Origin of the sequence: Streptomyces sp. NPDC051913 (assembly GCF_044593635.1) — a bacterium.
Taxonomy (GTDB): Bacteria; Actinomycetota; Actinomycetes; order Streptomycetales; family Streptomycetaceae; genus Streptomyces.
Genome location: NZ_JBIUCI010000015.1, coordinates 85,676 through 109,275, shown reverse-complemented (window position 1 = coordinate 109,275; position 23,600 = coordinate 85,676). Strand labels below are relative to the sequence as shown.

Below are 23,600 nucleotides of genomic sequence, written 5' to 3'. Positions count from 1 at the left end.
CGGTATGAGCACTACAGCGCAGATCGGCGTCACGGGCCTCGCGGTCATGGGCAGTAACCTCGCCCGCAACTTCGCCCGCAACGGTTATACGGTCGCGGTGCACAACCGGACGGCGTCCCGTACCCACGCCCTGGTGGAGGAGCACGGGAGCGAGGGCGACTTCATCGCCGCCGAGACCGCCAAGGAGTTCGTCGCCGCGCTGGAGCGCCCCCGGCGCCTGGTCATCATGGTGAAGGCCGGCGACCCGACCGACGCGGTGATCCAGGAGTTCGCCCCGCTGCTGGAGCCCGGCGACATGATCATCGACGGTGGCAACGCGCACTTCGCCGACACCCGGCGCCGTGAGCGCGAACTGCGCGAGCAGGGCATCCACTTCGTCGGCACCGGCATCTCCGGCGGCGAGGAGGGCGCGCTCAACGGCCCCAGCATCATGCCGGGCGGTTCGAAGGAGTCGTACGACTCGCTCGGCCCGATGCTCGAGAAGATCTCCGCGAAGGCGAAGGACGGCGCGCCCTGTGTGACGCACGTCGGCGCGGACGGTGCCGGGCACTTCGTGAAGATGGTGCACAACGGCATCGAGTACGCCGACATGCAGCTGATCGGCGAGGCGTACCAGCTGCTGCGCGATGTCGCCGGCTACTCGCCCGCGCAGATCGCGGAGATCTTCCGGACCTGGAACACCGGCCGGCTCGACTCCTATCTGATCGAGATCACCGCCGAGGTGCTGTCGCACGTGGACGCGGCCACCGGCAAGCCCTTCGTGGACGTGGTCGTGGACCAGGCCGAGCAGAAGGGCACGGGGCGGTGGACGGTCCAGATCGCCCTCGACCTCGGTGTCCCGGTGTCCGGCATCGCCGAGGCCGTCTTCGCCCGCTCGCTGTCCGGGCACGCGGCGCTCCGGGAGGCCTCCCGCGGCCTCGCCGGGCCCTCGGCCACGCCGCTGAGCGAGGCCGAGGCGGGCGCGTTCGCCGACCGGGTCGAGCAGGCGCTGTACGCCTCCAAGATCGTGTCGTACACGCAGGGCTTCCACGAGATCGCCGCCGCGCGCGACGAGTACGACTGGGACATCGACCTGGGGGCCGTCTCCGCGATCTGGCGCGGCGGCTGCATCATCCGGGCCGCGTTCCTCGACCGGATCCGCGCCGCGTACGACACCCGCGCCGATCTGCCGAGCCTGCTGTCCGACGAGACGTTCGCCCAGGAGATCGCCGACGCGCAGGACGACTGGCGTGAGGTGATCGTCGCGGCGACGCGCCAGGGGGTGCCCACGCCGGGCTTCTCGGCGGCGCTCGCGTACTACGACGCGCTGCGTGCCGAGCGGCTGCCCGCGGCGCTCACGCAGGGGCAGCGGGACTTCTTCGGGGCGCACACGTATCGGAGGGTGGACCGGGACGGGTCGTTCCACACGCTGTGGGGTGGGGACCGGTCGGAGATCGGCGCCTAGTGGGGCGGTCGGGTCGGTTGTAGGGCGAGTGCGGGGGCGTGGGGGCTGGTCGCGCAGTTCCCCGCGCCCCCGAGAAGAGGCACGTCAGCCCGGCTCCGATGTCAAGTGAGCGGAGGTCCCGGTTCTGGGTTCGGGACCGGCTCCGGGGCCGGGGGAACCGGAGCCGGGCCCGGGGGCTGCGGAGGCGTCGGGGCCGGGGCCGGCGGCTGTGGGGGCTCCGGCATCGGGCCCGGGGTCGGGTCGGGATGGACCGGGTCCGGGTGGACCGGATCCGGGTAGGGGGTCGGGGGGTTGGTCATCGTGTCCTCCAGCCTGTGGTGAACGTCGGCTCTGGACTTCTCCCCCGCCTACCCGGTACGGGTCGGGCCAGTCACCCGCTTGGCCGGGTCAGAACCGGCCCGGGTGCGCCACCAGCCACTCCTTCGCCGCACGCAGCAGCTCGGGGTCGGCGGCCGGGGCCTCGTCGGGGTGGCGTTCGGCCCACTTGACGACGTAGGGGCAGAGCGGGGCCACGACGACGCCCTCACGTGCGGCGATGGTGTAGAGCTCGCGGGCCAGGGAGCCCGCGATGCCCTTTCCCTCGTGGGCCGGTTCCACGATCGTGTGGACGGGGACCAGGGCGGGCCCGGGCGAGTCGAGGACGAAGTACTCGATGTGGCCGACGACTTCGCCGGCGCCGACGGCCTCCAGGCGGCCGGCCGCCCGGTCGTCGCGGATCTCGATGTCGCTCACGGGCACACTCCTGGTCTCGACCGTCTGTGAACTCAGGCCGGTACGGCCTGCGGGCTGCGCTCCTGGTCCGACCCCGGCACCGGCTCCGACGGGTCCGCGCCCAGAGCCACGACACGGTTGTCGCGGTCCACGTGCACGACCCGGGGTACGAGTGCCCGCGCCTCGGCGTCGGTCACCTGAGCGTAACTGATGATGATCACCAGATCATCGGGGTGGACGAGATGGGCGGCGGCCCCGTTGATCCCGATCACACCGGAGCCCCGCTCGCCCTCGATGACGTACGTCTCCAGGCGGGCACCGTTGGTGATGTCCACGATGTGGACCAGCTCACCGGGCAGCAGGTCGGCGGCGTCGAGCAGGTCCGCGTCGATGGTCACCGATCCCACGTAGTGCAGGTCGGCCTGGGTGACGGTGGCGCGGTGGATCTTGGACTTGAACATGGTGCGCAGCATCAAGCGACTCCCGAGTCGTGGCTCCCTGCCTGCACCGCAGGTCAAGGGCCGTGTACGACGAACGATGCGCTCAGGATACGCAGCGGCCGCGGGCGTGGAAACGAAACGCGGATCACTCCGCGGCCGGGAAGGGCCGGGGCCGGGCTCGGGGGCGGGATGTGGTGCGGGAATATGCGCTCATGTGCGTATGGATACGGCGCCTGGTCTGCCCGGCATACTGCTCTTCCGCGGCGCGGGCCCGGGGGTGACGGCTCCGCGGATTCCGTCGCGCTCGGGGGGAGGCGCCATGGCTCTGCGTCCGTGGCCTGGAAGCTTGCGGTGGTGGCGGAGGGCGGCGCGGCCCCATGCGGCGACGGCCGGTTTCGACGCCTTCATCTCGTACAACCAGAAGGCCGACCGTGTCCGCGCCGAGGCGCTGCGCACCGGGCTGCACCACTTCGCGCGGCCCTGGTACCGGCTGCGGGCGGTGCGGGTGTTCCGGGACGAGTCCAGTCTGTCGGCCAGTCCCGGGCTGTGGCCGACGATCGAGGACGCGCTGTCTCGGTCCCGGCATTTCGTCCTCCTCGCCTCGCCCGAGGCCGCGGCGTCGAAGTGGGTGGGCAAGGAGATCGAGTACTGGCGAGCCCACAAGCCGGACGGGACCCTGCTGCTCGCGGTGACGCGTGGAGACTGCCGCTGGGACGAGGAGGCCGGCGACTTCGACTGGGAGCGTTCCGACGCGGTGCCGCGGGCGCTGGCCGGGGCGTTCACCGCGGAGCCGTATGTGCTCGATCTCCGCGGGCTCCGCGAGCCGGCGCAACTGTCGTTGGGACATCGCGCGTTCGACGATGTCGTGGCGCGGTTGGCCGCCCGCTTCCGGGGCGTGTCGATCGACGACATACACGGTGAGGACGTCCGTCAGCACCGCAGGCGGCTGCGTGCCATGCGGGTGACCGGGGTGGTGCTGGCCCTGCTGGCCGTCGTGGCGAGCCTCGCCGCGGTCGTCGCCAATCGCAACGCGAACACCGCGGAGGCCCGGCTGCGGGACGGGTCCTCACGTCAACTGGCGGCTCAGGCCCTGGATCTGAAGGAGGGCTCGCTCGACACCGCGCTGCTGCTGGGTGCCCAGGCCTGGCGTACGTCGGACACCGCGGCGGCGCGGGGCGGGCTGCTGTCCGTGGTGCAGGAGGCCGAGAAGGGGCTCGCGGGGTTCCTGCGGCTTCCCGCCGGGGTCGCGGCTCCCTTCGCGCTGGAGACGGTGGCGGTGAGCCAGGACGGACGCTGGGCGTTCGCGGGGCACTGCCCGTGCCACGAGTTCTCCGCCGGGGACGCCGGGGGGCCGGACGACGGACGGCTGTTCGTGTGGCCCACCGACCGGACCGACCGGCGGGCTCAGGTCCTGAGTCCGCACGACAAGGACGCCGGCGACCTGGAGATGCTGCTCCCGGGTGCCGACGGCCGGTTCGTACTCTCGCGGGACAGCCATGGGCGGGTGCGGCTCTGGAACACGTCGACGCACGCCGTCCGCGCACTGGCTCCGGTGTACGAGCAGTCGTGGGTGACGTCGGTGGCCGAGGGCCGGTACTTCGCCGCCGTCGTCGCGCCCGGCAAGGTCGTCTTCCTCGACGCGCTGACCGGTCGGCGGACGGCCACGGTGGACGGGGATCTGCTCCGGGTGTCCGGCGATGCCACCCGGCGGCCGGTGCTGGCGGGCACGGATGCCGAGGGCCGGCTCGTCATGTGGGACGTGCGCACGGGGCGTGCCCTGGGCCGCGGGCCGGCGTTGGGCGGAGCGCCTGCGGATATGCCCGACGCCTCTTTCAGCGCCGACGGCGGCCGGGTCGCCGTGCTGGTGGGGGCGGGCGTGGACCGGAAGGCGGTGGTTCTGGACACCGATGACGCCTCGGTGGTGGCGACGATGCGGCCGCCGGGTGGCGGCGGCGTCCCGGCCCAGGTCGCGCTGCGGCCGGACGGCAAGGAGCTCGCGCTCGTCGCACGGGCCGGTCGGCTCAGCACCGGTGCGGTCCCCGGGGCCACCGCGCGTCTCGACGTCCTCGTCGAGGTCGCGGCCGAGGCACAGGTGACGCGACTCGTCTACAGCCCGTCGGGACGTCTGCTGTCGGTGACGACGGACGACGGCACGTCGGGCGGCGTCCGCAAACAGGTCGTCACCGCCTCCCGCGGCGCCACCCGGGCCGTGCTCCATGTGTGGGGAGCTCAGTTCGCCGTGGGCGAGAAGCTCATCCTGGGCTGGCGCGACACCGGGGTGGAGGTCGGCAACCTCGACACCGGCCGGGCGACCCGTATCGACCCGGCCCCGCTCAGTGCCGTGGCCATGTCGGACGACCTGCGCTACGTGGCGACGGCCGAACACGACCGCGTTCGCCTCTGGGATCTCACCTCCGGGGAGGCCCGGCCGATCGAACTGCCCGGGGTGCGCGGAAGCGTCCTCGCCCTGGCCTTCGCGGGCAACGGCAGCCGGCTGCTGGGCACCGGCGAGACCGGCAACGCGGTGGTCTGGGACGTGCAGCGGGCGGTCCGGCACGCCTTCGCGGCCCAACTGCCGTTCGATCCGAACCAGCTCACCGCGTACGACGTCTCGAAGGATGGCAAAAGCTTCGTCACCGTGCTCCAGGACGGTCGCGTTCAGGTGCATGATCTCGCGACCGGTCGGGTGCGGCGCACGGTCACCCTGGACTCGCCCCTGCAACAGAGCACGAGCGCGACGCTCTCACCGGACGTCCGCCATCTGCTGGTCTGCTGCACCGAGGCGACCAGAGTCGGTGTCCGGACGCAGTTCACCACGGCCCTGGTCCGGCTGAGCGACGGCCGCAGGCTGCGCAGCTTCGACGGATTCACCGGCGACGTCGATTTCAGCGACGACGGCCGCCGGTTCGTGTGGCTCGACGGCACCGAGGAGAACGGCCCGCCGACCGCCCGCGTCTACGACACCGCCCGTGCCGACGGTCCGCCGGTGGCCACGTTCCGGGTGACGGGGTTCGCGGACCACATCGGCCTTCACTTCACCCTCGACCGGACCGGGACCCGCCTCGCCGCCACCGACACCGTGGGCCGCACCGTCGTCCATGACGTCGCCACCGGCGAGCGGGTGATGGAGTGCACCAAGCTCATGGGTGCCTCCGCCGGGGGCAGCCGCGGCATCGCCTTCCACCCGAACGGCACCACCGTCGCGGTGGCGTCGCAGGACTCGACCATGCGACTGCTGGCCGCCGAGGCCGACGGCGGCTGTCGGCGCCTGGCCACCGTTCCGGGCAGCAGCCACGCCCTGGCGTTCAGCCCCGACGGGTCGCTCCTGCTGAGCACGGGCGACATGCGACTGCGGGACGCCGAGACGCTGGAGACCGTGGGCGAGCCGCTCTTCGACGACGCGGACGACCCAGCCGAGATCTTCTTCACCAGCGCCGGAAACCGCCTCATGGAAGTCGCCTATGACGGCACGGTCCGCAGCCTCACCATCGATCCGGCGGAACTCACCCGCCGTGCCTGCGCGTTGGCGGGGCGCGACCTGACCCGGGAGGAATGGCAGCGCTTCGGCATCCTCGGCGACTACGTCAGGCCGTGCGCGGACGGCTGACGCCCCTCCCCCGCCGGCACTCGCGCACCCCGCCGAGGTCGTGTCCGACCTAGGCCGCCTCTCCGACCGCCGGGACTTCGCCGGTCTCGAACTGTGTCCGGTACAGCTCGGCGTAACGGCCATCGGCCGCCAACAGCTCGTCATGGGTGCCGCGTTCGACGATCCGTCCGGCCTCGACTACCAGGATCTGGTCGGCCGCGCGGATCGTGGAGAGGCGGTGGGCGATGACGATCGCGGTCCTGCCCTCCAGTGCCTCCGTCAGCGCCTCCTGCACCGCCGCCTCCGAGGTGTTGTCGAGGTGGGCGGTGGCCTCGTCGAGGATGACGACACGCTGGCGGGCCAGCAACAGCCGGGCGATGGTCATCCGTTGGCGTTCGCCGCCGGAGAGATGGTAGCCGCGCTCGCCGACCACGGTGTCCAGACCGTCGGGCAGGGACCGTACGAGATCCTCCAGGCGGGAGCGGCGCAGGGCGTCCCACAGGTCGTCCTCGGTCGCCGCGGGGCGGGCGAGCAGCAGGTTGGCGCGGACCGTGTCGTGGAAGAGGTGGCCGTCCTGGGTGACCATGCCGATCGTCTCCCGCAGGGAGCGGGCGGTGAGGTCGCGGAGGTCCTCGTCCCCGACCCGGACGGCTCCCTCGTCGACGTCGTACAGCCGCGGCAGCAGCTGCGCGATGGTCGACTTGCCGGCGCCGGAGGAGCCGACGAGGGCGACGGTCTGGCCGGGTTCGGCGCGGAAGGAGATGCCCCTGAGGACCTCCTCGCCGCCCCGGGTGTCGAGGGAGGCGACCTCCTCCAGGGAGGCCAGGGAGACCTTGTCGGCGGACGGGTAGCCGAAGCGGACGTCGTCGAACTCGACCGCGACCGGGCCGGCCCCGATCTCACGGGCCTCCCGCTTGTCCTCGATGAGGGGCTTCAGGTCGAGCACCTCGAAGACCCGCTCGAAGCTGACCAGGGCGCTCATCACCTCGACGCGGGCGCCCGCGAGCGCGGTGAGCGGGGCGTAGAGCCGGGTCAGGAGCAGGGCGAGGGAGACGACGGCGCCCGGTTCCAGGGTGCCGCGCAGGGCGAACCAGCCGCCGAGGCCGTAGACGAGGGCGAGGGCGAGGGCGGAGACCAGGGTCAGGGCGGTGATGAAGACGGACTGGGCGGTGGCCGTGCGGACGCCGATGTCCGCCACCCGCCGGGCGCGGGCCGCGAACTCCTCGGACTCCTGCTCCGGCCGGCCGAACAGCTTGACCAGGGTGGCGCCGGGCGCGGAGAAACGCTCGGTCATCCGGGTGCCCATCGCCGCGTTCAGGGCCGCCGCCTCCCGCTGCATCCGGGCCATCCGGCTGCCCATCCGGCGGGCCGGGATCACGAAGACCGGGAGCAGGGCGAGCGCGAGCAGGGTGATCTGCCAGGACAGGGTGAGCATGACGGCGAGCGTCAGCAGCAGGGTGACGAAGTTGCTGACCACGCCGGAGAGGGTGTTGCTGAACGCCCGCTGCGCCCCGATGACGTCGTTGTTGAGTCGGGAGACCAGCGCTCCCGTACGTGTCCGTGTGAAGAACGCGACCGGCATGCGCTGCACATGATCGAACACAGCCGTCCGCAGATCGAGGATGAGTCCCTCCCCGAGCGTGGCGGAGAGCCGTCGTCCGAGGATGCCCAGCGCCGCCTCGGCGACCGCGATCAGCGCGATGAGCAGGGCCAGCCGTACCACCGTGCCCTCGTCGTCGCCCGTCACGATCGCGTCCACCACATGCCCGGCGAGCACCGGGGTGGCGACGGCGAGCAGGGCGGTGGCCACCCCGAGCACCACGAACTGGGCGATGCGCGTGCGGTGCGGGCGGGCGAAGGCGCCGATGCGGCGCAGCGTGGCGCGGGCGAAGGGGCGGGTCTCCGTCTGCGCGTTCATCACGCTGTGCAGCTGTGTCCAGGCTGTGGTTTCCATGCTCATGGGAGCGAACCTAGGACCTCAAGCGTTGTTGAGGTCAACGTTCAGAGAACAATCATTGCCCATACGTCCCCCTCCCCGAAGGATCCGATGACCGTACGCCATGCCCCGTCCGCCCCTGCGCAACCCGTAGTTGGCGCGATGGGGAAAACCTCTCCGGACGTGAGCCCCCGCCGTCTGTCCGTCCCCCTCCCCGGCCGCCGGATCCGGCAGATCCTGTGTCTGCTGCCGCTGCTGCTCGTCTCCGTGGTCGCCGTGCGGCACCGCTCGGTGCTCGCCGAGGGCTTCGGCCATCTGGAGTCCGCCGAGTGGCCGTGGCTGCTGGTCGCGGTCTGCGCCACCTGTCTGACCTGGGTCGCCGCGGCCTGTACCCGGCAGGGCGCGGTCGTGGAGCGGCTGCCCAAGCGGCGGTTGCTGGCCACGCAGTTCGCGGCCGGTGCCGCGAACCATCTGCTGCCGACGGGCCTCGGCGCGAGCGCGGTCAATCTGCGGTTCATGACGGTGTGCGGGGTTCCGCTCGCCCGCTCCTCGGCCGCCCTCGCGCTGTATCTGCTGGCGGAGTCGGTGGGCAGGCTGGGCCTGCTGGCGGTCCTGCTGCTCGCGTTCCCCGACGCGCTGAGCCTTGGTTCCCTCCTTCCCGAGGCGGCGGTGGGCGCGCTGCTGCCGGCCCTGGGGGCGGTGCTGCTCGTGGCGGCCGGCGTGCTCGTCCTCGTACGACGGGTGCGTACGACCGTGACGGCGTTCCTGCGGACCGCGCTCGGCGAGCTGCGCGAGGTGCACACCCGGCCGTCGCGGGCGCTGGCCCTGTGGGGCGGGTCCCTGGCCTTCCCCGCGCTCCAGGCGGCCGGACTGGCCGCGGTGGGGCAGGCGTTGGGGCTGCCGGTGCCGCCGCTGCACATGGCGGTGGCGTATCTGGCGGCGACGGTCGCGGTCGCGCTGGTGCCGACGCCGGGCGGGATCGGCTCGGTGGAGGCGGCGCTCGTCATGGCGCTGGTGGCGGCGGGCGGCCCGGCGGCGGTGGCGACGGCGGTGGTGCTGGCCTACCGGATCATCACCGTGTGGCTGCCGCTGCTGCCCGGGGCGCTGACGCTGGGGGCCCTGGTGCGGCTGAAGGTCATCTGACGGCGCTTGAAGATCGTCTGCGGTAGAACGGCCGTATGGACATCACCGCTCTCGCCGAGGCCCTCGACCAGATCGAGGATCGCGCTGTCGTGCACCACGGCTACACGGAGTATCTGCGGGACTACGAGGTCGTCGTCCACATGACGGCCGATCCGCGCACGGGCGTCCCACCGGCCCATCTGCGCTGTCTGTTCCGGTACTGCGTGGCGGCGCGCTGCGAGACGGCCCTGCTCCCCTGGCTGTGGCAGGAGTCGCTGGACGACCGTCTCATCGACCACGAGACGGCGGACGGCCTCGACGGCTGGGTCTGGGGTACGAAGTGGGCCAACCTGGACAAGGCGCGGGTGCTGCCCGAGTCGGACGCCACGCGCCGGTGGGCCGGCGAGCTGGGGATCGACTTCCACGCGGTCCGTATCGAGACACAGGTGCACGACCTCAGCCTGGTCTTCTCCGAGCTGGAGATCACCGAACTGCCGGCCGACTGGCAGAAGTAGCCGGGCCGTTCAAGGGCGCATGACGGCGGCGGCGACCCGCGCACCCGCATGTGCGGCCGCGGCCGCGCTCTGCCCCGGGCGCGCCAGACCTCCCACGGCGAACACTCCGGGCCGTGACGTCCTCGGCGTCCCGGTGCCGAGCGTCAGCCCGCCCCGCCGCACCAGCTCGTGTTCGGGAACGAAGTCACCGGTGAACACGACGGTGTCACAGGCGAGTTCGGCCGTACGCCCGTCGTGGCGCCGGACGCGCACGCCCGACAGCCGTCCATGTCCGAGGAGTTCGGCGACGGCGGTACCGGTGAGCAGGGGGACGCGGCGACGCAGACGGGCGTCCTGGGCGCGGACGGGATGCGCCTGCGCACGCTCCCTCTCCGTGACCATGGCGACGACCTCGGCGCCCGCCACCCGTACGGTGTCGGCGGCCCGGTACGACACGGGCTCCGCGCCCACGATCACCGCGCGCGTACCGATCCGCTGCCCGAACAGATGCACCGCCTGCTGGAGTTCACCGGTGGTGTACACACCGGCCGGGCGGGTGCCCGGCACCAGGCGGGCGGCGCGGGGGCGTTCGCGTGCGCCGGTGGCCAGGACGATCGCGCGGGCCGCGATCGCCTCCGGTCCGCCCGGGCCCACGGTGTCCAGTTCGAGGGGGCCCGCCCAGTCGAGGGCGGTCACGCCGGTCCGTACGACCGCTCCGGCGTCCAGGGCAGCGGCGAGGAGCCGGCGGGCGTACGCCGGGCCGGTCAGGGGGCGGTGCCAGGTGCCGAAGCCGCCGTGGGCGCAGTGCCGCGGCACTCCCCCGGCTCGCTGCTCACGGTCGAGGACCTCGACCCGGCCGGCCCCCGCGGCGGCGAGCCGGGCGGCGGCGGTGAGCCCGGCGGGGCCCGCGCCGATGACGAGCACGTCGACCTGCCGTGTCACCCGCGCGCCTCCTCGAACAGCTGTCGCACCGCCGCCCCGCAGTGGAACCCCTGGCAGCGTCCCCCGCGTGCCCTGGTCCGGCGGCGCAGTCCGTCCAGGCCGCCCGGCGGCACCGTACTGGCGAGGGCGTCCCGGATCTCCCCGCGGGAGACGCGTTCGCAGTGGCAGACGAGGATGCCGTACTCCGGGTCGGCGGTGATGAGGTCGGGGCGTTGGTAGGGGCGCGGGAACGCCTCGCCCAGGTTGGGCATGCGCACCGGCTCCAGCTCGCGCGACGGCCCCGACTCCAGCCCGCCGGCGGCCAGTTGATCCAGCACGTGGTCGGCGATGGCGAGCGACGCCGTGAGCCCCGTGGAGCGGATGCCGCCCACCGTGAGGTACGCCTGCTCGGGGTGGGCCGTGATGCGGTAGTCGTCGTGCTCGGTGGCGGCACGCAGCCCCGCGTAGACGGCGGTGACCTCCTCGTCGAGGAGCTCGGGCAGGATGCGGCGGCCCTTCTCGCGCAGGCTCGCCAGGCCGTCGGCGGTCGAGTGCGTGGCCCCTTTGTCGTCGAGGTCCTCGGCGGTGGGGCCGAGCAGGACGTTGCCGTACACGGTGGGCGCGACCAGGACTCCCTTGCCCAGTGCGGTCGGGACGGGCAGCAGGATGTGCCGGACCAGGGGCCGGGCGAACTTGTCGAAGACGATGAGCTGGCCGCGGCGCGGGGTGACGGTGAAGTCGTGGTGGCCGAGGTCGCGGTCGAGGGTGTCGGCGTGCAGGCCCGCCGCGTTGATGATCCAACGGGTGTGCAGGGCACCGCGGTTGGTCGACAGCTGCCCGTGGCTCAGCTTCTCCACCCGGCAGTTGAGGTGCAGGTCCACGCCGTTGCGGACGGCCTGGGTGGCGTAGGCCAGGGTCGTCGTCCAGGAGCAGATGATGCTCTCGCCGGGGATGTGGAGGGCGCCCAGCGCTCCGGGGCCGAGGTGGGGCTCACGCTCGTGGAGTTCGGCCCGATCGAGCAGTCGGGCCTCGTCGTACGCGTTGCGCTCGGCCTTCTCCGCGAGGCGGGGCAGTGCGGCGAGCTGATCCTCGTCCCAGGCGACGAGGAGGGCGCCGACCGGTTCGACGGGGATGCCCGACTCGGCGGCGTACGCGGCGAGTCGGCGGGAGCCCTCGCGGACGAGCCGGGCCTCCAGGGAGCCGGGGGTGGCGTCGAAGCCGGTGTGGAGGATGGCGGTGTTGGCCTTGGAGCTGCCCTGACCGACGTCGTCCTGGGCCTCGACGACCGCTGTGCGCAGCCGGGGACGGCCGGCCAGTGCGCGGGCGATGGCGCTGCCGACGACGCCTGCGCCGATGACGATCACGTCGTACGGCGTGCCGGGCAGCGGTCCGTGGGTGGTGACCGTCATGCGGGGGTCCGGGCGAGGAGGGCGGTGACGTCGCCGCGGAAGCGGGCACGGCGCTCCGCGGCCTCGGCGGCGGAGATCAGCGGCTCGTAGCGGGCGGCCGGCTTCCGGTCCGGCAGGGCCGTGTCGAGGGTGCCTCCGGGCTCCGCGCCGAGGCGGGCCAGGGCGGCCACGCCGAGGGCGGTCGCGTCGGGCAGGGCGGACACGTCGACGGGGCGTTGCAGCAGATCGGCCTGGGTCTGCATGAGGAGGGCGGAGCGGGTGAGGCCGCCGTCCACACGCAGGGTCTCCAGCGGGGACTCCAGGGCGTCCACGAGTTCGGCGACCTGCGCGGCGATCCCCTCGCACAGCGCGCGTACGAGATGTCCGGCGGTCGTGTCGAGGCCGAGCCCCGTCAGCGAGCCACGCAGGTCGCCGCGCCACCAGGGGGCGGCGAGTCCGGCCAGCGCGGGGACGAAGGTGACCCCACCGCTGTCGGGCACGGAGCCTCCCACCCCGTCGAGGTCCGCGGCGCCCTTGATCACGCCGAGGTCGGTGAGCCAGGAGACGGCGGACGCGGCCGTGTACACCTGACCGTCGAGGCAGTAGCTGGTTCGGCCGGCGAGGTTCCAGGCGATACAACTGACCAGGCCCGAGCCGCCCCGTCTGGGGGTGTCCCCCGTGTGGGCGAGCAGGAACGCGCCGGTGCCGTAGGTGCACTTGGCGCCGCCGGGCTCGGTGACGCGCTGGGCGAGCAGGGCCGCCTGCTGGTCGACGGCCAGTCCGGCGACCGGGATCTCCCGGCCGAACTCCTCTGTCGTGCCCACTGGTTGGGCGTTGCCGACGATTTTGGGCAGACGTTCGTCGGCGAGTCCGTACAGGTCGAGGGCGCGGGGTGACCACTGCGCGCGATCGAGGTCGAGGAGCTGGGTCCGGCTCGCGGTCGCCGCGTCGGTGACATAGGCGCCGGTGAGGCGGTGGACGAGCCAGGCGTCAGTGGTGGTGACGACGCCCTCGCGGGTGAGGTGGCAGCGTATCCAGGCCATCTTGGGGGCGGCGAAGTACGGGTCGAGGGGCAGGCCGGTCAGTTCGCGCAACTCGTCGGCGTACGGGGCGAGTTCCTCGCAGACGCTCTCGGCGCGGCGGTCCTGCCAGACGAGGGCGTCGCTGAGCGGGCGGCCGGTGGCGGGGTCCCAGGCGAGCACGGTCTCGCCCTGGTTGGCCAGGCCGAGGGCCACCACCGGTTCGCGCGCCTCGGCGAGGGCACTGCGGCCGGCCTCGACGACGGAGGCGTACAGCTCCTCGGGGTCGACCTCGACCAGTCCCCCGGGCAGATGCCGCGGCCGCACCTCGGCGAACCCTGCGCCGATGACACCGCGTTCGGGGCAGACGACGAGCGCCTTGGTGCCGGACGTGCCCTGGTCCACGGCCAGCACGGGACCGGTCATCGAGCCCTCCTCGGCGATCAACTGGGCGTCAGCCTGCCGCCGCCCGCCGCACCGCGTCAAGCGACCCCGGCGTCGGTGAATCTTCAATCACCGGCTCCCTCAACACCCCTGATCCGCAACGGAGTTCGAAAAGATCGGGAAACCGCAGGAGATGCGGAACCTGCGCCTCTATAGTGACCGCCGACCGGCACGAGCTCCCCGACCGCCGCCCTGAGGAGGGCTGTTGTTACTCCACCCTGCCGTCCCGCCCCGCCCGCCGACCGGGACGGACGGCTGATGGCCAGAGAAGGAGCACGCCCCGTCTACGACCCCGCGGGCCATGACGCCGCCCTGCGGGCCACCCTCCAGGAGGTGCGCACCGGACGCTGGATGTCGATGCGCCGGCTGCTCGGGGAGACGACGGCCTGGTGGCAGTGGACGCAGCGCACCCAGGTACTCGCCGCCGCTGCCGCCGGCACCGATGTGGTGCGGGCCTGGCTGACGGAGGAGCCGCACAGCGTCCCGGCCGCGGTCATGCACGCCAGGGTCGCCGTCGAGCGGGCGTTACGGGCCCACCGCGAGCAGCACTCCCGCACCCTCGACCTGTGGCGGGAGGCCTGGCAGGCGAGCCACACGGCGACCCAGGCCGCTCCTTCGGACCCCGTCCCGTGGGTGTGTCTGCTGGCGCTGGCCCGGCTCGACCGGGACCGGCGCTGGGAGGAGCACCGGGTGGCGCCGCCCGGGCCGATGCTGCCGCCGGGGCCGTGGGGGCTGCTGGCGGAGGCCGGCAAACGCGACCCGTACAACCGCGAGGCGCACCACCGGATGCTCCAGTTCCTGTACGAGCACGGCACCTCGGGCCGGCTCGCCGAGGCGGTCGGCTATGCCCACTGGGCGGCCGACACCGCGCCACCCGGCTCCGCCCTCCATGTCCTGCCGCTGTACGTCCGGGTGGAGCGGTACCGCCGTGCCGGCGGCCGGGACGCCGCTCTCGACCTGCACTGGGTCGCCGAGGACGCCACCCGCGAGGCACAGCGGTCGCTGTACGCCTGGTTCGAGCAGACCTTCACCGCCGAGCGCACCCCGCTGGACCTCAACCACCTCGCGCACGCCCTGTGGGGCGCCCTCCGGTTCCCGGAGGCGGCCCGGGTGTTCGACGCGCTCGGCCCGTACTGGACGCCCCTGCCCTGGGCGTACCGCATCCCCGAGACCGGCGACCGCGGCCAGGCCGTGGAGGTGTTCCTCCAGGCCCGGGCGCGCTGCCGCCCCGCGTGACCCACCATCCCGCCCTTCCGGAGGTTTCCGCATGTCCCGTACCACCCACGGTCCGTCGAAACCGCACGACGAGGAACAACGCCTGCGGGAACTCGGCTACCGGCCCGTCCTCGCCCGCCGTATGGGCGGCTTCGGCAACTTCGCCATCAGCTTCTCGGTGATCTCGATCCTGTCCGGCTGCATGACCCTGTACGGCTTCGGCCTCAGCGCGGGCGGCCCCGCGGTGATGCTGTGGGGCTGGGCGGGCGTCGGCCTGTTCGTGCTGTGTGTGGGCCTCGCACTGGCGGAGGTGACCAGCGCCTATCCGACCTCGGGCGCCCTGTACTACATGGCCGACCGGCTCGGCGGGCGCCGCTGGGGCTGGTACACCGGCTGGCTGAATCTGCTGGGGCTGCTGGGCGCGATCGCCGGGATCGACTACGGCGCCGCCCTGTTCACCGGCGCGTTCATGAACCTCCAGTGGGGCTTCGAGCCGACACCGGAGAAGACGATGCTGATCTTCGTGGTGATCCTGCTGCTGCACGCCGTACTGAACCTGTTCGGCGTCCGTCTGGTCAGCCTCCTCAACTCCGTCAGCGTCTGGTGGCACCTGGCGGGCGTGGCACTGATCGTCGGCGCCCTGGCGATCGTCCCCGACCACCACCAGTCGCCGTCCTTCGTCTTCACCGAGTTCGTCAACGACACCGGCTGGTCAAGTCCCTTGTACGTGGCGGCGATCGGCCTCCTCCTCGCCCAGTACACGTTCTCCGGCTACGACGCCTCGGCGCACCTGTCCGAGGAGACCTCCAACGCCTCGGTGTCGGCGGCGCGCGGCATCGTCCGCTCCATCTGGGTCTCCTGGATCGCCGGTTTCGTGCTGCTGACGGGACTGACCTTCGCCATCCAGGACTACGACGCCACCCGGGCCACCGACACCGGGGTGCCACCCGCGCAGATCCTCCTCGACGGCCTCGGCACGGACGGGGCGAGCGCGCTGCTCGTCGTGGTGATCGTCGCCCAGCTGTTCTGCGGCAACGCCGAGGTGGCCGCCGCCAGCCGCATGGTGTTCGCGTTCAGCCGGGACGGGGCACTGCCGGGCTCCGGGCTCTGGCGCAAGGTCAGCGCCCGCACCCAGACGCCGGTCGCCGCGGTGTGGTTGTCGGTGGTGGTCGCGGGCCTGCTCGCGCTGCCCTCGCTGTACTCGGCGACGGCGTACGGCGCGGTGACCGCCATCAACGTCATCGGCATCACCCCGGCGTACGCCATCCCGGTGCTGCTGCGGCTGCGCGCGGGGGACCGTTTCCAGCCGGGTCCGTGGAGCCTGGGCCGGTGGAGCAAGCCGATCGGCTGGACGGCCGTGGTGTGGGTGGCGTTCGTGACGGTGCTGTTCTGTCTGCCGCAGTCGTCGCCGGTGACGGTCGACACGATGAACTACGCGTCCGTCGCGCTGGCCGTCGTACTGCTCCTCGCCACCGTGTGGTGGTACGCCGCCCGTCGTTCGTACGGAACGCCCACGGCGGCCGCCTACTCGGACCAGGAACAGGCCGAACTGGCGGAGGGCATCGTCTGAAACCGTGCCCTCAGGCCGCGGACCGGGTACGAACTCCTGTACCGGATGCGGCAGGATGAGCGGTCGCGTCGACCACCGCACCCGCGCGGTCGGCGCGGGCGCACATCCAGCAGCAACTCGAACAGGTGGCGACGTGACGGCATTTCAACGGGATCTCACCATGGACGACCTGGTCGTCGCCGGCATCCCCGTGGTCGCGGGCGTGCTGGCGGCGTTCCTGCTGCGCATGCTGCTCAAGTGGCTGGGCAAGCATGCCGACCGCACCAAGTGGACCGGCGACGACGTCATCGTCGCCGCGCTGCGGACGGTGGTGCCGTGGGGTGCGGTGGTGGGCGGCATCGCCATCGCGGCGGCGGCCCTGCCGCTGACTTCGGGGTACCAGCGCAACACCAACCAGGTGCTGACCGTGCTGATGATCTTCGTGGTCACGGTGGCTGCGGCCCGTCTCGTGGCCGGTCTGGTGCGGACGGTCACCCAGTCCCGCTCCGGCGTCGCGGGCTCGGCGACGATCTTCGTGAACATCACCCGCGTGCTGGTCCTCGCGATCGGCTTCCTGGTGGTGCTCCAGACGCTGGGCATCTCGATAGCGCCGATGCTCACCGCCCTCGGCGTCGGCGGTCTGGCGGTCGCCCTCGCGCTCCAGGACACCCTCGCCAATCTCTTCGCGGGCATCCACATCCTCGCCTCCAAGACCGTCCAGCCCGGCGACTACATCCGGCTGAGCAGCGGCGAGGAGGGCTATGTCGAGGACATCAACTGGCGTCAGACGACCGTGCGCGCGCTCTCCAACAACCTGATCGTGATCCCCAACGGGGAGCTCGCCAAGTCGAACATGACCAACTTCATGCGCCCCGAGCAGCAGTTGACGATCCTGGTCCAGGTCGGTGTGGCCTACGACAGCGATCTGGAGCACGTCGAGCGGGTCACCTGCGAGGTCGTCACCGAGGTGATGACGCGGATCGAGGGCGCCGTCCCGGAGCACGAACCGCTGGTGCGCTTCCACACGTTCGGCGACTCGCGGATCGGCTTCACCGTGATCCTCGGGGTCGGCGAGTTCAGCGACCAGTTCCGGATCAAGCACGAGTTCATCAAGCAGCTCCACAAGCGCTACCGCCAGGAGGGCATCAGGGTCCCGGCGCCGACGCGGACGGTCTCCCTCCAGCAGGGCGCGGTGGTGATCCCGCAGCAGCGGGACGCGGTGGACCTGACGCCGTAGCGGGTGGTGTTCAGCCCGGCGGCAGCCGGGTGACGCTCTGCTCCGACAGCCGGGCGGGAAGGGCGCCAGTGCGGAGGTCGGCAGCGAGCTCGCGTGCCGACGTCTCGGTGAAGGAGCCGTAGATCTCCGCCTCTCCGCCGGTGATCGCCTGGCTGACGGACGGGGCGGACAGCACGGTCCCGTCGAGAACGATCGCGAACTGGTTGGCGGGGCTCTGCTGTTGGGCGAGCCGTCCGGTGACATCGGTGAACTTCTTGGCTCCGGCGGCGGTGAACCGGAGCCGTACGAGCCAGCCTTGTCGCGTCCGCTCGTCGTGGACCGCCTCCGCCTCGGCCACGTCGGTGCCGGGGACCGCAACGGCGTCGAGGGAGTACGAGTAGTGGCCGCCGTCCCTCTTCTCACAGGCGGTGAGGGGCTGTTCCGGCGCGGCCGTCACGTCGGGTCGGGTACAGGCCGATCTTTCGACCGGCGCGGTCGCCAGCACGGGCCGGAAGTCCAGCCGCGCCGTCTCGCCCAGCGCTCTGAGCCCGTTCTGTTGGCTGCCCCGGCCCGAGACCGTGATCGTCGCGGCCGGCCCCTCCCCCGCGACCTGGACGTCGACCCCCGCCAGACCCGCCTCCGCCGCGCGCCGCCGCATCAGCGCGGCGGTCTCCTCCAGCACCTGCGGGTTCTGCGGATCCACGGAGCCGAACACGACGTAGACCTTCTCCTCGGGGTCCGGCAGCGAGGTCGTCGGCGAAGCACTGCGGCCGGCACCGGTTGCGGCGGCCCCGCTCGGCGTTCTCGCCCCCGCAGCCGACCCGTCCGGTCCGCCGCAGCCGACGAGCGCCATGACCAGCGCACCCGCCACGACGAGTGCACGCCATGCCCCACAGCTCTCCATGGCCATCGGATTCCCCGTTCCGTCGCCCCGCCGCTCAGGCGGGTGTGTCAGGGCCCGCCCAGACGACCACGTCCGCCGCCGCGCTGCTGGTGTCGCGGCCCCTGGGCGAGGTCGATGTGAGGGTGAGCAGGACGATGCGGGCACGGTCGGTACGCAGACAGACGCGGTCGCCGGGCGAGACCGTGAGGTGGTTGGCATCGGGGTCGCTCGCGTCGACGAGGTCGCCGCACGCCACCGGTGTGGGAGGGGCGGCGCCCGCCGGGACCACCGCCATGGTGTGCGTCTGCCACGCCTTGAGGTAGACGCCGCCCACGAAGCCGACGACCTGGACGTCCGTCCCGCTCCCCTGGGCCGGCGGGAACCGGTCGAAGTTGGTCCAGGTGGCCTCCAGCGTCAGCGAGTCGCTGAGCTCGGGCGTCCAGCCCTCCGAGGAGGGGAGGGAGGTCGGTTCCCCGCCGCCGGAGGTCACGCCGGGGGTCGTTGCCGCCCCTTTCCGGTCCGGTTCCCGGGTGACGGTCGCCGTGACCGTCACCCGGGTCGTCGCCGTCTCCGTCCGCGTCGGCACGCTCGCCGTCGGAGGTGTCGCCACCGCCGGCAGGCCGAGGTATCCGATCAGCGCGGCGACGATGGTGCACGCGCCGCCGATGACCGCCCCGTGGACCGTGCGGTCCCTGGACGGGGCCGGCGGCTGTCCGGGCGGGCCGACCGTCGTGTCGTCTTCCATGGGTCCCCCGATCGATGCCTCATCGTGGCACCGACTCGCCCCCAGGGCCCTTGAGTTGACACGAAACCGTCTCAACCGGGACGGCTTGTGCTATATGCGTCTCAGAGCGTGGCCGAGTTGTCGTGGTGGCCGCTCGGCCGACTCTGCGGCCGACGCAGCGACGAACTCACCGGCGTCACCGTCCAGTCCGGGTGGCCGGGCATGCGCGGGGTCTTCGTGCCGTAGAGCCAGTCCCGCAGGAATCCGGACTGGTCCGAGCCGGAGATCTCGGTGGCGACGGCGATGTAGTCGGCGGTCGACGCCGAGGAGTTGCGGAAGCGGTCCAGGAAGGTGCGCTCGATGGTGGCGAACACCGTCTCCCCGACCTGCTGGCGCAGCGCGTACAGGACGAGGACGCCGCCGAGGTAGCGCTGGTTGTCGAAGAGGTTGGCCTCGTTCGGGGCGGCGACCGGGCCGGAGCTCTGGCGCCACTGGTCGCCCTTGGCGTAGGTGTCCTTCATCCGGGCTTCCATGGTGGTCAGGCCGATCGAGTCGGCCCAGCCACGCTCGTAGCGGTAGAGCAGCCCGTAGAAGTCGGCGTGGCCCTCGTTGATCCACAGGTCGGCCCAGGTGGCGGGGCTGACGCTGTTGCCGAAGTAGGAGTGGACCAGCTCGTGCATCATGTGCGAGCCGATCTTCGGCTCGGCCTGGAGCAGGTAGTTCGGCTTGTAGAGGGTCAGGGTCTGGGTCTCCAGGCCCGTGAAGTCGAAGGCCGTGGAGGAGTCGTTGTTGCACGGCAGCAGGCCGTACGTCTCGAACGGGTAGGCACCGAGGCGCTGCTCGATCCAGCTCACCAGGTTCGGGGTGAGTGCGAGGGCGGGCTCCAGGGCCTCGGCGCGGGCGGTGGGGACGACGTCACGCAGGGGCAGTCCGTTCGGGCCCTGGCGGTCCTTGACGACGTAGTCGCCGACCGTGAGCTGGACCAGCTCGGTGGCTATCGGCTCACGGGAGCGGTAGCTGTACGCGGTCCGCCCGTCGCCGAGGTCCTCGGTGCCCGTCAGGGAGCCGCTCGCGACGCCCTTCAGACCCGTGGGGACGGTGATCCGGAAGGTGAAGTCCGCCTTGTCCACCGGGTGGTCGTTGCACGGGAAGACGGTGTGCGCCGAGTTCGGCTGGGGGCAGACCGCGAAGCCGTCCGGCGTGGGCACCCAGGCGGTGTGCGCGAGGGTGCGGCGCGGGTCGGCGGAGTACGTCACGGTGACGGTGACCCGGCGCCGGGCCGGCAGACAGCGGGCGGGCGTGATCCGCAGCTTCTCGCCGGCCTGCTCGAAGACCGCCGTCCTGCCACCCACGGTCACGGTGCGTATGTCGAGGCCGAGCGCGTCCAGGGAGAAGCGGGTCAGGGCCTCGGTGGTGGTGATCCGCAGGGTGGCGGTGGCGTCGACGAGCTTCGTCGTGGCGTCGTAGGCGAGGTCCAGGTGGTAGGCCGACACGCGGTAGCCGTCGTTGCCGAGGTCCGGGTAGACGGGGTCCCCCAGGGTCTCCGCGCCGGGAACGCCGCTCGCGGCGGCGGCCTGCGCCGGGGCTCCCCCGATGGTCAGTGCCGCGGCCGTACCGATCAGGGCGGCGGGCGCCGTCACTCTGGTGCGATATCTCATGGTCCGCTTTCGCTCGGGCGGCCGGGGTGGTCGGTTCCGGCCGTCGGATGAGTGTGATCACCCTCCTTCACTCCAAGATCGGGTGCTGGGGTTGCACGCGAGGGCACACAAAATCCGAGAGCGTGTGCGAGGACCCCTGTCGAGCCGGGCTCGATCACGAGATATCTTGATGTCGAGCAATGTTGCAGACGTGGAGCGGAGCACCCGGTGACTGACTCGACCATCATCTATACGCACACTGACGAGGCCCCGGCCCTGGCGACGTATTCCTTCCTGCCGGTGGTCCAGGCGTACGCCTCGCAGGCGGGGGTCGCCGTGGAGACGCGGGACATCTCGCTGGCCGGACGCATCATCGCGGTGTTCCCGGAGTACCTGACCGAGGACCAGCGCATCCCGGACGCCCTGCACGAGCTGGGCGAGCTGGCGAAGACGCCCGAGGCCAACATCATCAAGCTGCCGAACATCTCGGCGTCGATCCCGCAGCTCAAGGCCGCCATCGCCGAGCTGCAGGCGCAGGGCTACGCGCTGCCGGCCTACCCGGACGACCCGAAGACCGACGAGGAGCGGGACGTCCAGGCCCGCTACGACAAGATCAAGGGCTCCGCGGTCAACCCGGTCCTGCGTGAGGGCAACTCCGACCGTCGCGCCCCCGCCTCGGTCAAGAACTACGCCAAGACCCACCCGCACCGCATGGGCGCCTGGTCCTCGGACTCGAAGACCAACGTCGCGACCATGGGGCAGAACGACTTCCGCTCCACCGAGAAGTCCGTCGTGATCTCCGAGGCCGGCGCGCTGAAGATCGAGCTGGTCGGCGAGGACGGCACGACCAAGGTCCTGCGCGAGTCCGTACCGGTCCTCCAGGGCGAGGTCGTCGACGCGTCCGTGCTGCACGTGGCCGCGCTGCGTGAGTTCCTCACCGCGCAGATCGCCGAGGCCAAGGCCCAGGGCGTGCTGTTCTCCGTGCACCTGAAGGCCACGATGATGAAGGTCTCCGACCCGATCATCTTCGGCCACGTGGTCCGCGCGTTCTTCCCGAAGACCTTCGAGCAGTACGGTGCCACGCTCGCGGCCGCCGGCCTGTCCCCGAACGACGGTCTGGGCGGCATCCTCAAGGGCCTCGACGCCCTTCCCGAGGGTGACGCGATCAAGGCCTCCTTCGACGCCGAGCTCGCCGAGGGCCCGGCTCTCGCGATGGTCGACTCCGACAAGGGCATCACCAACCTGCACGTGCCGTCCGACGTCATCGTCGACGCCTCGATGCCGGCCATGATCCGCACCTCCGGCCACATGTGGGGCCCGGACGGCGCCGAGGCCGACACCCTCGCGGTGCTCCCGGACTCCTCGTACGCCGGTGTCTACCAGGTCGTCGTCGACGACTGCCGCGCCAACGGCGCCTACGACCCGTCGACCATGGGCTCCGTGCCGAACGTCGGTCTGATGGCGCAGAAGGCCGAGGAGTACGGCTCCCACGACAAGACCTTCGAGATCGCGACGGCCGGTACGGTCCGTCTGGTCGACCAGGCCGGCAACGTCCTCATCGAGCAGCCGGTCGCCGCGGGCGACATCTTCCGCGCCTGCCAGACCAAGGACGCGCCGATCAAGGACTGGGTGAAGCTCGCCGTCACCCGTGCCCGCGCCACCGGCGACCCGGCCGTGTTCTGGCTCGACGAGACCCGCGCGCACGACGCCAACCTGATCGCCAAGGTCAACGCGTACCTGCCGGAGCACGACACCGAGGGACTGGACATCCGGATCCTCGCCCCGGTCGACGCGACGAAGCTGTCGGTCGAGCGCATCCGCCGCGGCGAGAACACCATCTCGGTGACCGGCAACGTCCTGCGCGACTACCTGACCGACCTCTTCCCGATCCTGGAGCTGGGCACCAGCGCCAAGATGCTGTCGGTCGTCCCGCTGATGGCGGGCGGCGGCCTGTTCGAGACGGGCGCCGGCGGCTCCGCGCCGAAGCACGTCCAGCAGCTGGTCAAGGAGGACTACCTGCGCTGGGACTCGCTGGGCGAGTTCTTCGCGCTGGTCCCGTCCCTGGAGCAGTACGCCACGGCCACGAACAACCCCAAGGCCAAGGTCCTCGCCGACACCCTCGACCGCGCCACGGCGACCTTCCTCAACGAGGACAAGTCCCCGACCCGTCGCGTCGGCGGCATCGACAACCGCGGCAGCCACTTCTTCCTGTCCCTGTACTGGGCGAAGGAGCTGGCCGCGCAGACCGAGGACGCCGACCTGGCGAAGGCCTTCGCCCCGCTCGCCGAGACCCTCGCCTCGAACGAGCAGAAGATCGTCGACGAGCTGAACGCCGTCCAGGGCAAGCCGGCCGACATCGGCGGCTACTACCAGCCCGACCCGGCCAAGGCCGCCGCGGTCATGCGCCCCTCCACCACGTGGAACGAGGCCCTGGCGTCCCTGAGCTGACGCCCACCCCGCGGACGCCCCGCCCCGGTCGGCAGTTGCCCGGCCGGGGCGGGGGCGTTGGGCGGCTTTCACCACTCCCGCGTCGCGATCAGCTCCTCCGAGTCCGCGTCCGCGAAGCCGTAGGCGTGGGCGATGAACCAGAACTGCTCGCCTATCTCCTCCCGGGCGACGGTCTCTATCTCGCTGCCCGCCTCGTCGAAGGCCGCCTCGAGGTCGTTGAACTCCTCGGTGGCCGCATGCGTCAGCACGTACAGCGCGGCGAGATCGGCCGGCCGCTCCGCCTCGATCCGCTCGCACAGGCGCAGCAGGATCTCTCGACCCCGGTCCAGCACCTGGTCGGGGTAGTAGTCGTCGTCGTAGAGCGGCTTGAGGAACGGGTGGGCGGCCACGAGCTCGTTGCTGATCGTCATGCTGTGATCGTGC

Annotated in this window: 17 protein-coding genes and 1 pseudogene; 8 read left to right on the top strand and 10 right to left on the bottom strand. The window is 71.9% G+C overall.

Annotated features, from left to right (window positions below; all coding sequences use genetic code 11):
* Positions 1-4: 4 nt before the first annotated feature.
* Complete coding sequence (gene gndA / locus ACIHIX_RS35720) at positions 5-1,444, top strand: NADP-dependent phosphogluconate dehydrogenase (protein WP_399963649.1); 1,440 nt, start codon at positions 5-7, stop codon at positions 1,442-1,444.
* A gap of 387 nt (positions 1,445-1,831) precedes the next feature.
* Here gndA and ACIHIX_RS35715 read toward each other — a convergent pair whose 3' ends face one another.
* Together ACIHIX_RS35715 and panD are read right to left on the bottom strand one after the other, a co-directional pair.
* The gene (locus tag ACIHIX_RS35715) at positions 1,832-2,176 is read right to left on the bottom strand and encodes a GNAT family N-acetyltransferase (RefSeq protein ID WP_399963647.1); all 345 of its coding nucleotides are present in this window, start codon (positions 2,174-2,176) and stop codon (positions 1,832-1,834) included.
* A 32-nt stretch (positions 2,177-2,208) separates the two neighbouring features.
* Positions 2,209-2,628 carry an aspartate 1-decarboxylase gene (gene panD / locus ACIHIX_RS35710; protein ID WP_329342152.1) on the bottom strand — a complete coding sequence of 140 codons (420 nt, stop codon included), beginning with the start codon at positions 2,626-2,628 and terminating at the stop codon, positions 2,209-2,211.
* Between the two features lie 286 nt (positions 2,629-2,914).
* Between panD and ACIHIX_RS35705 the strand changes: the two genes are divergently transcribed.
* The gene (locus ACIHIX_RS35705) at positions 2,915-6,202 is read left to right on the top strand and encodes a toll/interleukin-1 receptor domain-containing protein (RefSeq protein ID WP_399963645.1); all 3,288 of its coding nucleotides are present in this window, start codon (positions 2,915-2,917) and stop codon (positions 6,200-6,202) included.
* A 49-nt stretch (positions 6,203-6,251) separates the two neighbouring features.
* Here ACIHIX_RS35705 and ACIHIX_RS35700 read toward each other — a convergent pair whose 3' ends face one another.
* Positions 6,252-8,135 carry an ABC transporter ATP-binding protein gene (locus ACIHIX_RS35700; RefSeq protein WP_399963930.1) on the bottom strand — a complete coding sequence of 628 codons (1,884 nt, stop codon included), beginning with the start codon at positions 8,133-8,135 and terminating at the stop codon, positions 6,252-6,254.
* 144 nt (positions 8,136-8,279) lie between these two features.
* Between ACIHIX_RS35700 and ACIHIX_RS35695 the strand changes: the two genes are divergently transcribed.
* Positions 8,280-9,260, top strand: a complete 981-nt coding sequence (locus tag ACIHIX_RS35695) for a YbhN family protein (RefSeq protein ID WP_399963644.1) — start codon at positions 8,280-8,282, stop codon at positions 9,258-9,260.
* A 35-nt stretch (positions 9,261-9,295) separates the two neighbouring features.
* Positions 9,296-9,754 carry a hypothetical protein gene (locus ACIHIX_RS35690; protein WP_399963643.1) on the top strand — a complete coding sequence of 153 codons (459 nt, stop codon included), beginning with the start codon at positions 9,296-9,298 and terminating at the stop codon, positions 9,752-9,754.
* A gap of 18 nt (positions 9,755-9,772) precedes the next feature.
* Here the strand turns inward: ACIHIX_RS35690 and ACIHIX_RS35685 are convergent.
* The 3 genes and pseudogenes from ACIHIX_RS35685 to ACIHIX_RS35675 form a co-directional block, all read right to left on the bottom strand.
* Positions 9,773-10,675: pseudogene (locus ACIHIX_RS35685) on the bottom strand (FAD-dependent oxidoreductase); the annotation flags it as partial.
* A complete protein-coding gene (locus tag ACIHIX_RS35680; protein WP_399963641.1) occupies positions 10,672-12,063 on the bottom strand; it encodes an FAD-dependent oxidoreductase in 1,392 nt (463 codons plus the stop codon). The gene ACIHIX_RS35680 and the pseudogene ACIHIX_RS35685, both read right to left, overlap by 4 nt.
* Complete coding sequence (locus ACIHIX_RS35675) at positions 12,060-13,487, bottom strand: FGGY family carbohydrate kinase (RefSeq protein WP_399963639.1); 1,428 nt, start codon at positions 13,485-13,487, stop codon at positions 12,060-12,062. The genes ACIHIX_RS35680 and ACIHIX_RS35675 overlap by 4 nt, the downstream gene beginning before the upstream one ends.
* Positions 13,488-13,763: 276 nt before the next feature.
* On the opposite strand from ACIHIX_RS35675, the gene ACIHIX_RS35670 reads away from it, so the two are divergent.
* The 3 genes from ACIHIX_RS35670 (at position 13,764) to ACIHIX_RS35660 (ending at position 17,506) form a co-directional block, all read left to right on the top strand.
* Positions 13,764-14,741 carry a hypothetical protein gene (locus tag ACIHIX_RS35670; RefSeq protein WP_399963637.1) on the top strand — a complete coding sequence of 326 codons (978 nt, stop codon included), beginning with the start codon at positions 13,764-13,766 and terminating at the stop codon, positions 14,739-14,741.
* 31 nt (positions 14,742-14,772) lie between these two features.
* Positions 14,773-16,290, top strand: a complete 1,518-nt coding sequence (locus ACIHIX_RS35665) for an amino acid permease (RefSeq protein WP_399963636.1) — start codon at positions 14,773-14,775, stop codon at positions 16,288-16,290.
* Between the two features lie 160 nt (positions 16,291-16,450).
* Complete coding sequence (locus ACIHIX_RS35660; RefSeq protein ID WP_399963928.1) at positions 16,451-17,506, top strand: mechanosensitive ion channel family protein; 1,056 nt, start codon at positions 16,451-16,453, stop codon at positions 17,504-17,506.
* 10 nt (positions 17,507-17,516) lie between these two features.
* Here the strand turns inward: ACIHIX_RS35660 and ACIHIX_RS35655 are convergent, their stop codons facing one another.
* The 3 genes from ACIHIX_RS35655 to ACIHIX_RS35645 form a co-directional block, all read right to left on the bottom strand.
* A complete protein-coding gene (locus ACIHIX_RS35655; protein ID WP_399963634.1) occupies positions 17,517-18,389 on the bottom strand; it encodes a SecDF P1 head subdomain-containing protein in 873 nt (290 codons plus the stop codon).
* Between the two features lie 34 nt (positions 18,390-18,423).
* Entirely contained in the window at positions 18,424-19,113 is a 690-nt protein-coding gene (locus tag ACIHIX_RS35650) for a hypothetical protein (RefSeq protein ID WP_399963632.1), read from the bottom strand.
* 101 nt (positions 19,114-19,214) lie between these two features.
* Positions 19,215-20,750 (bottom strand): M1 family metallopeptidase, encoded by a 1,536-nt coding sequence (locus ACIHIX_RS35645; RefSeq protein ID WP_399963630.1) that lies wholly within the window; start codon positions 20,748-20,750, stop codon positions 19,215-19,217.
* A gap of 207 nt (positions 20,751-20,957) precedes the next feature.
* Here ACIHIX_RS35645 and ACIHIX_RS35640 point away from each other — a divergent pair, with 207 nt between their 5' ends.
* Complete coding sequence (locus tag ACIHIX_RS35640; RefSeq protein WP_399963628.1) at positions 20,958-23,177, top strand: NADP-dependent isocitrate dehydrogenase; 2,220 nt, start codon at positions 20,958-20,960, stop codon at positions 23,175-23,177.
* Positions 23,178-23,245: 68 nt separating this feature from the next.
* On the opposite strand, the gene ACIHIX_RS35635 is transcribed toward ACIHIX_RS35640, so the two are convergent.
* Positions 23,246-23,587, bottom strand: coding sequence for a DUF5713 family protein (locus ACIHIX_RS35635; protein ID WP_399963626.1), 342 nt, complete (start codon positions 23,585-23,587; stop codon positions 23,246-23,248).
* Between the last annotated feature and the right edge of the window lie 13 nt (positions 23,588-23,600).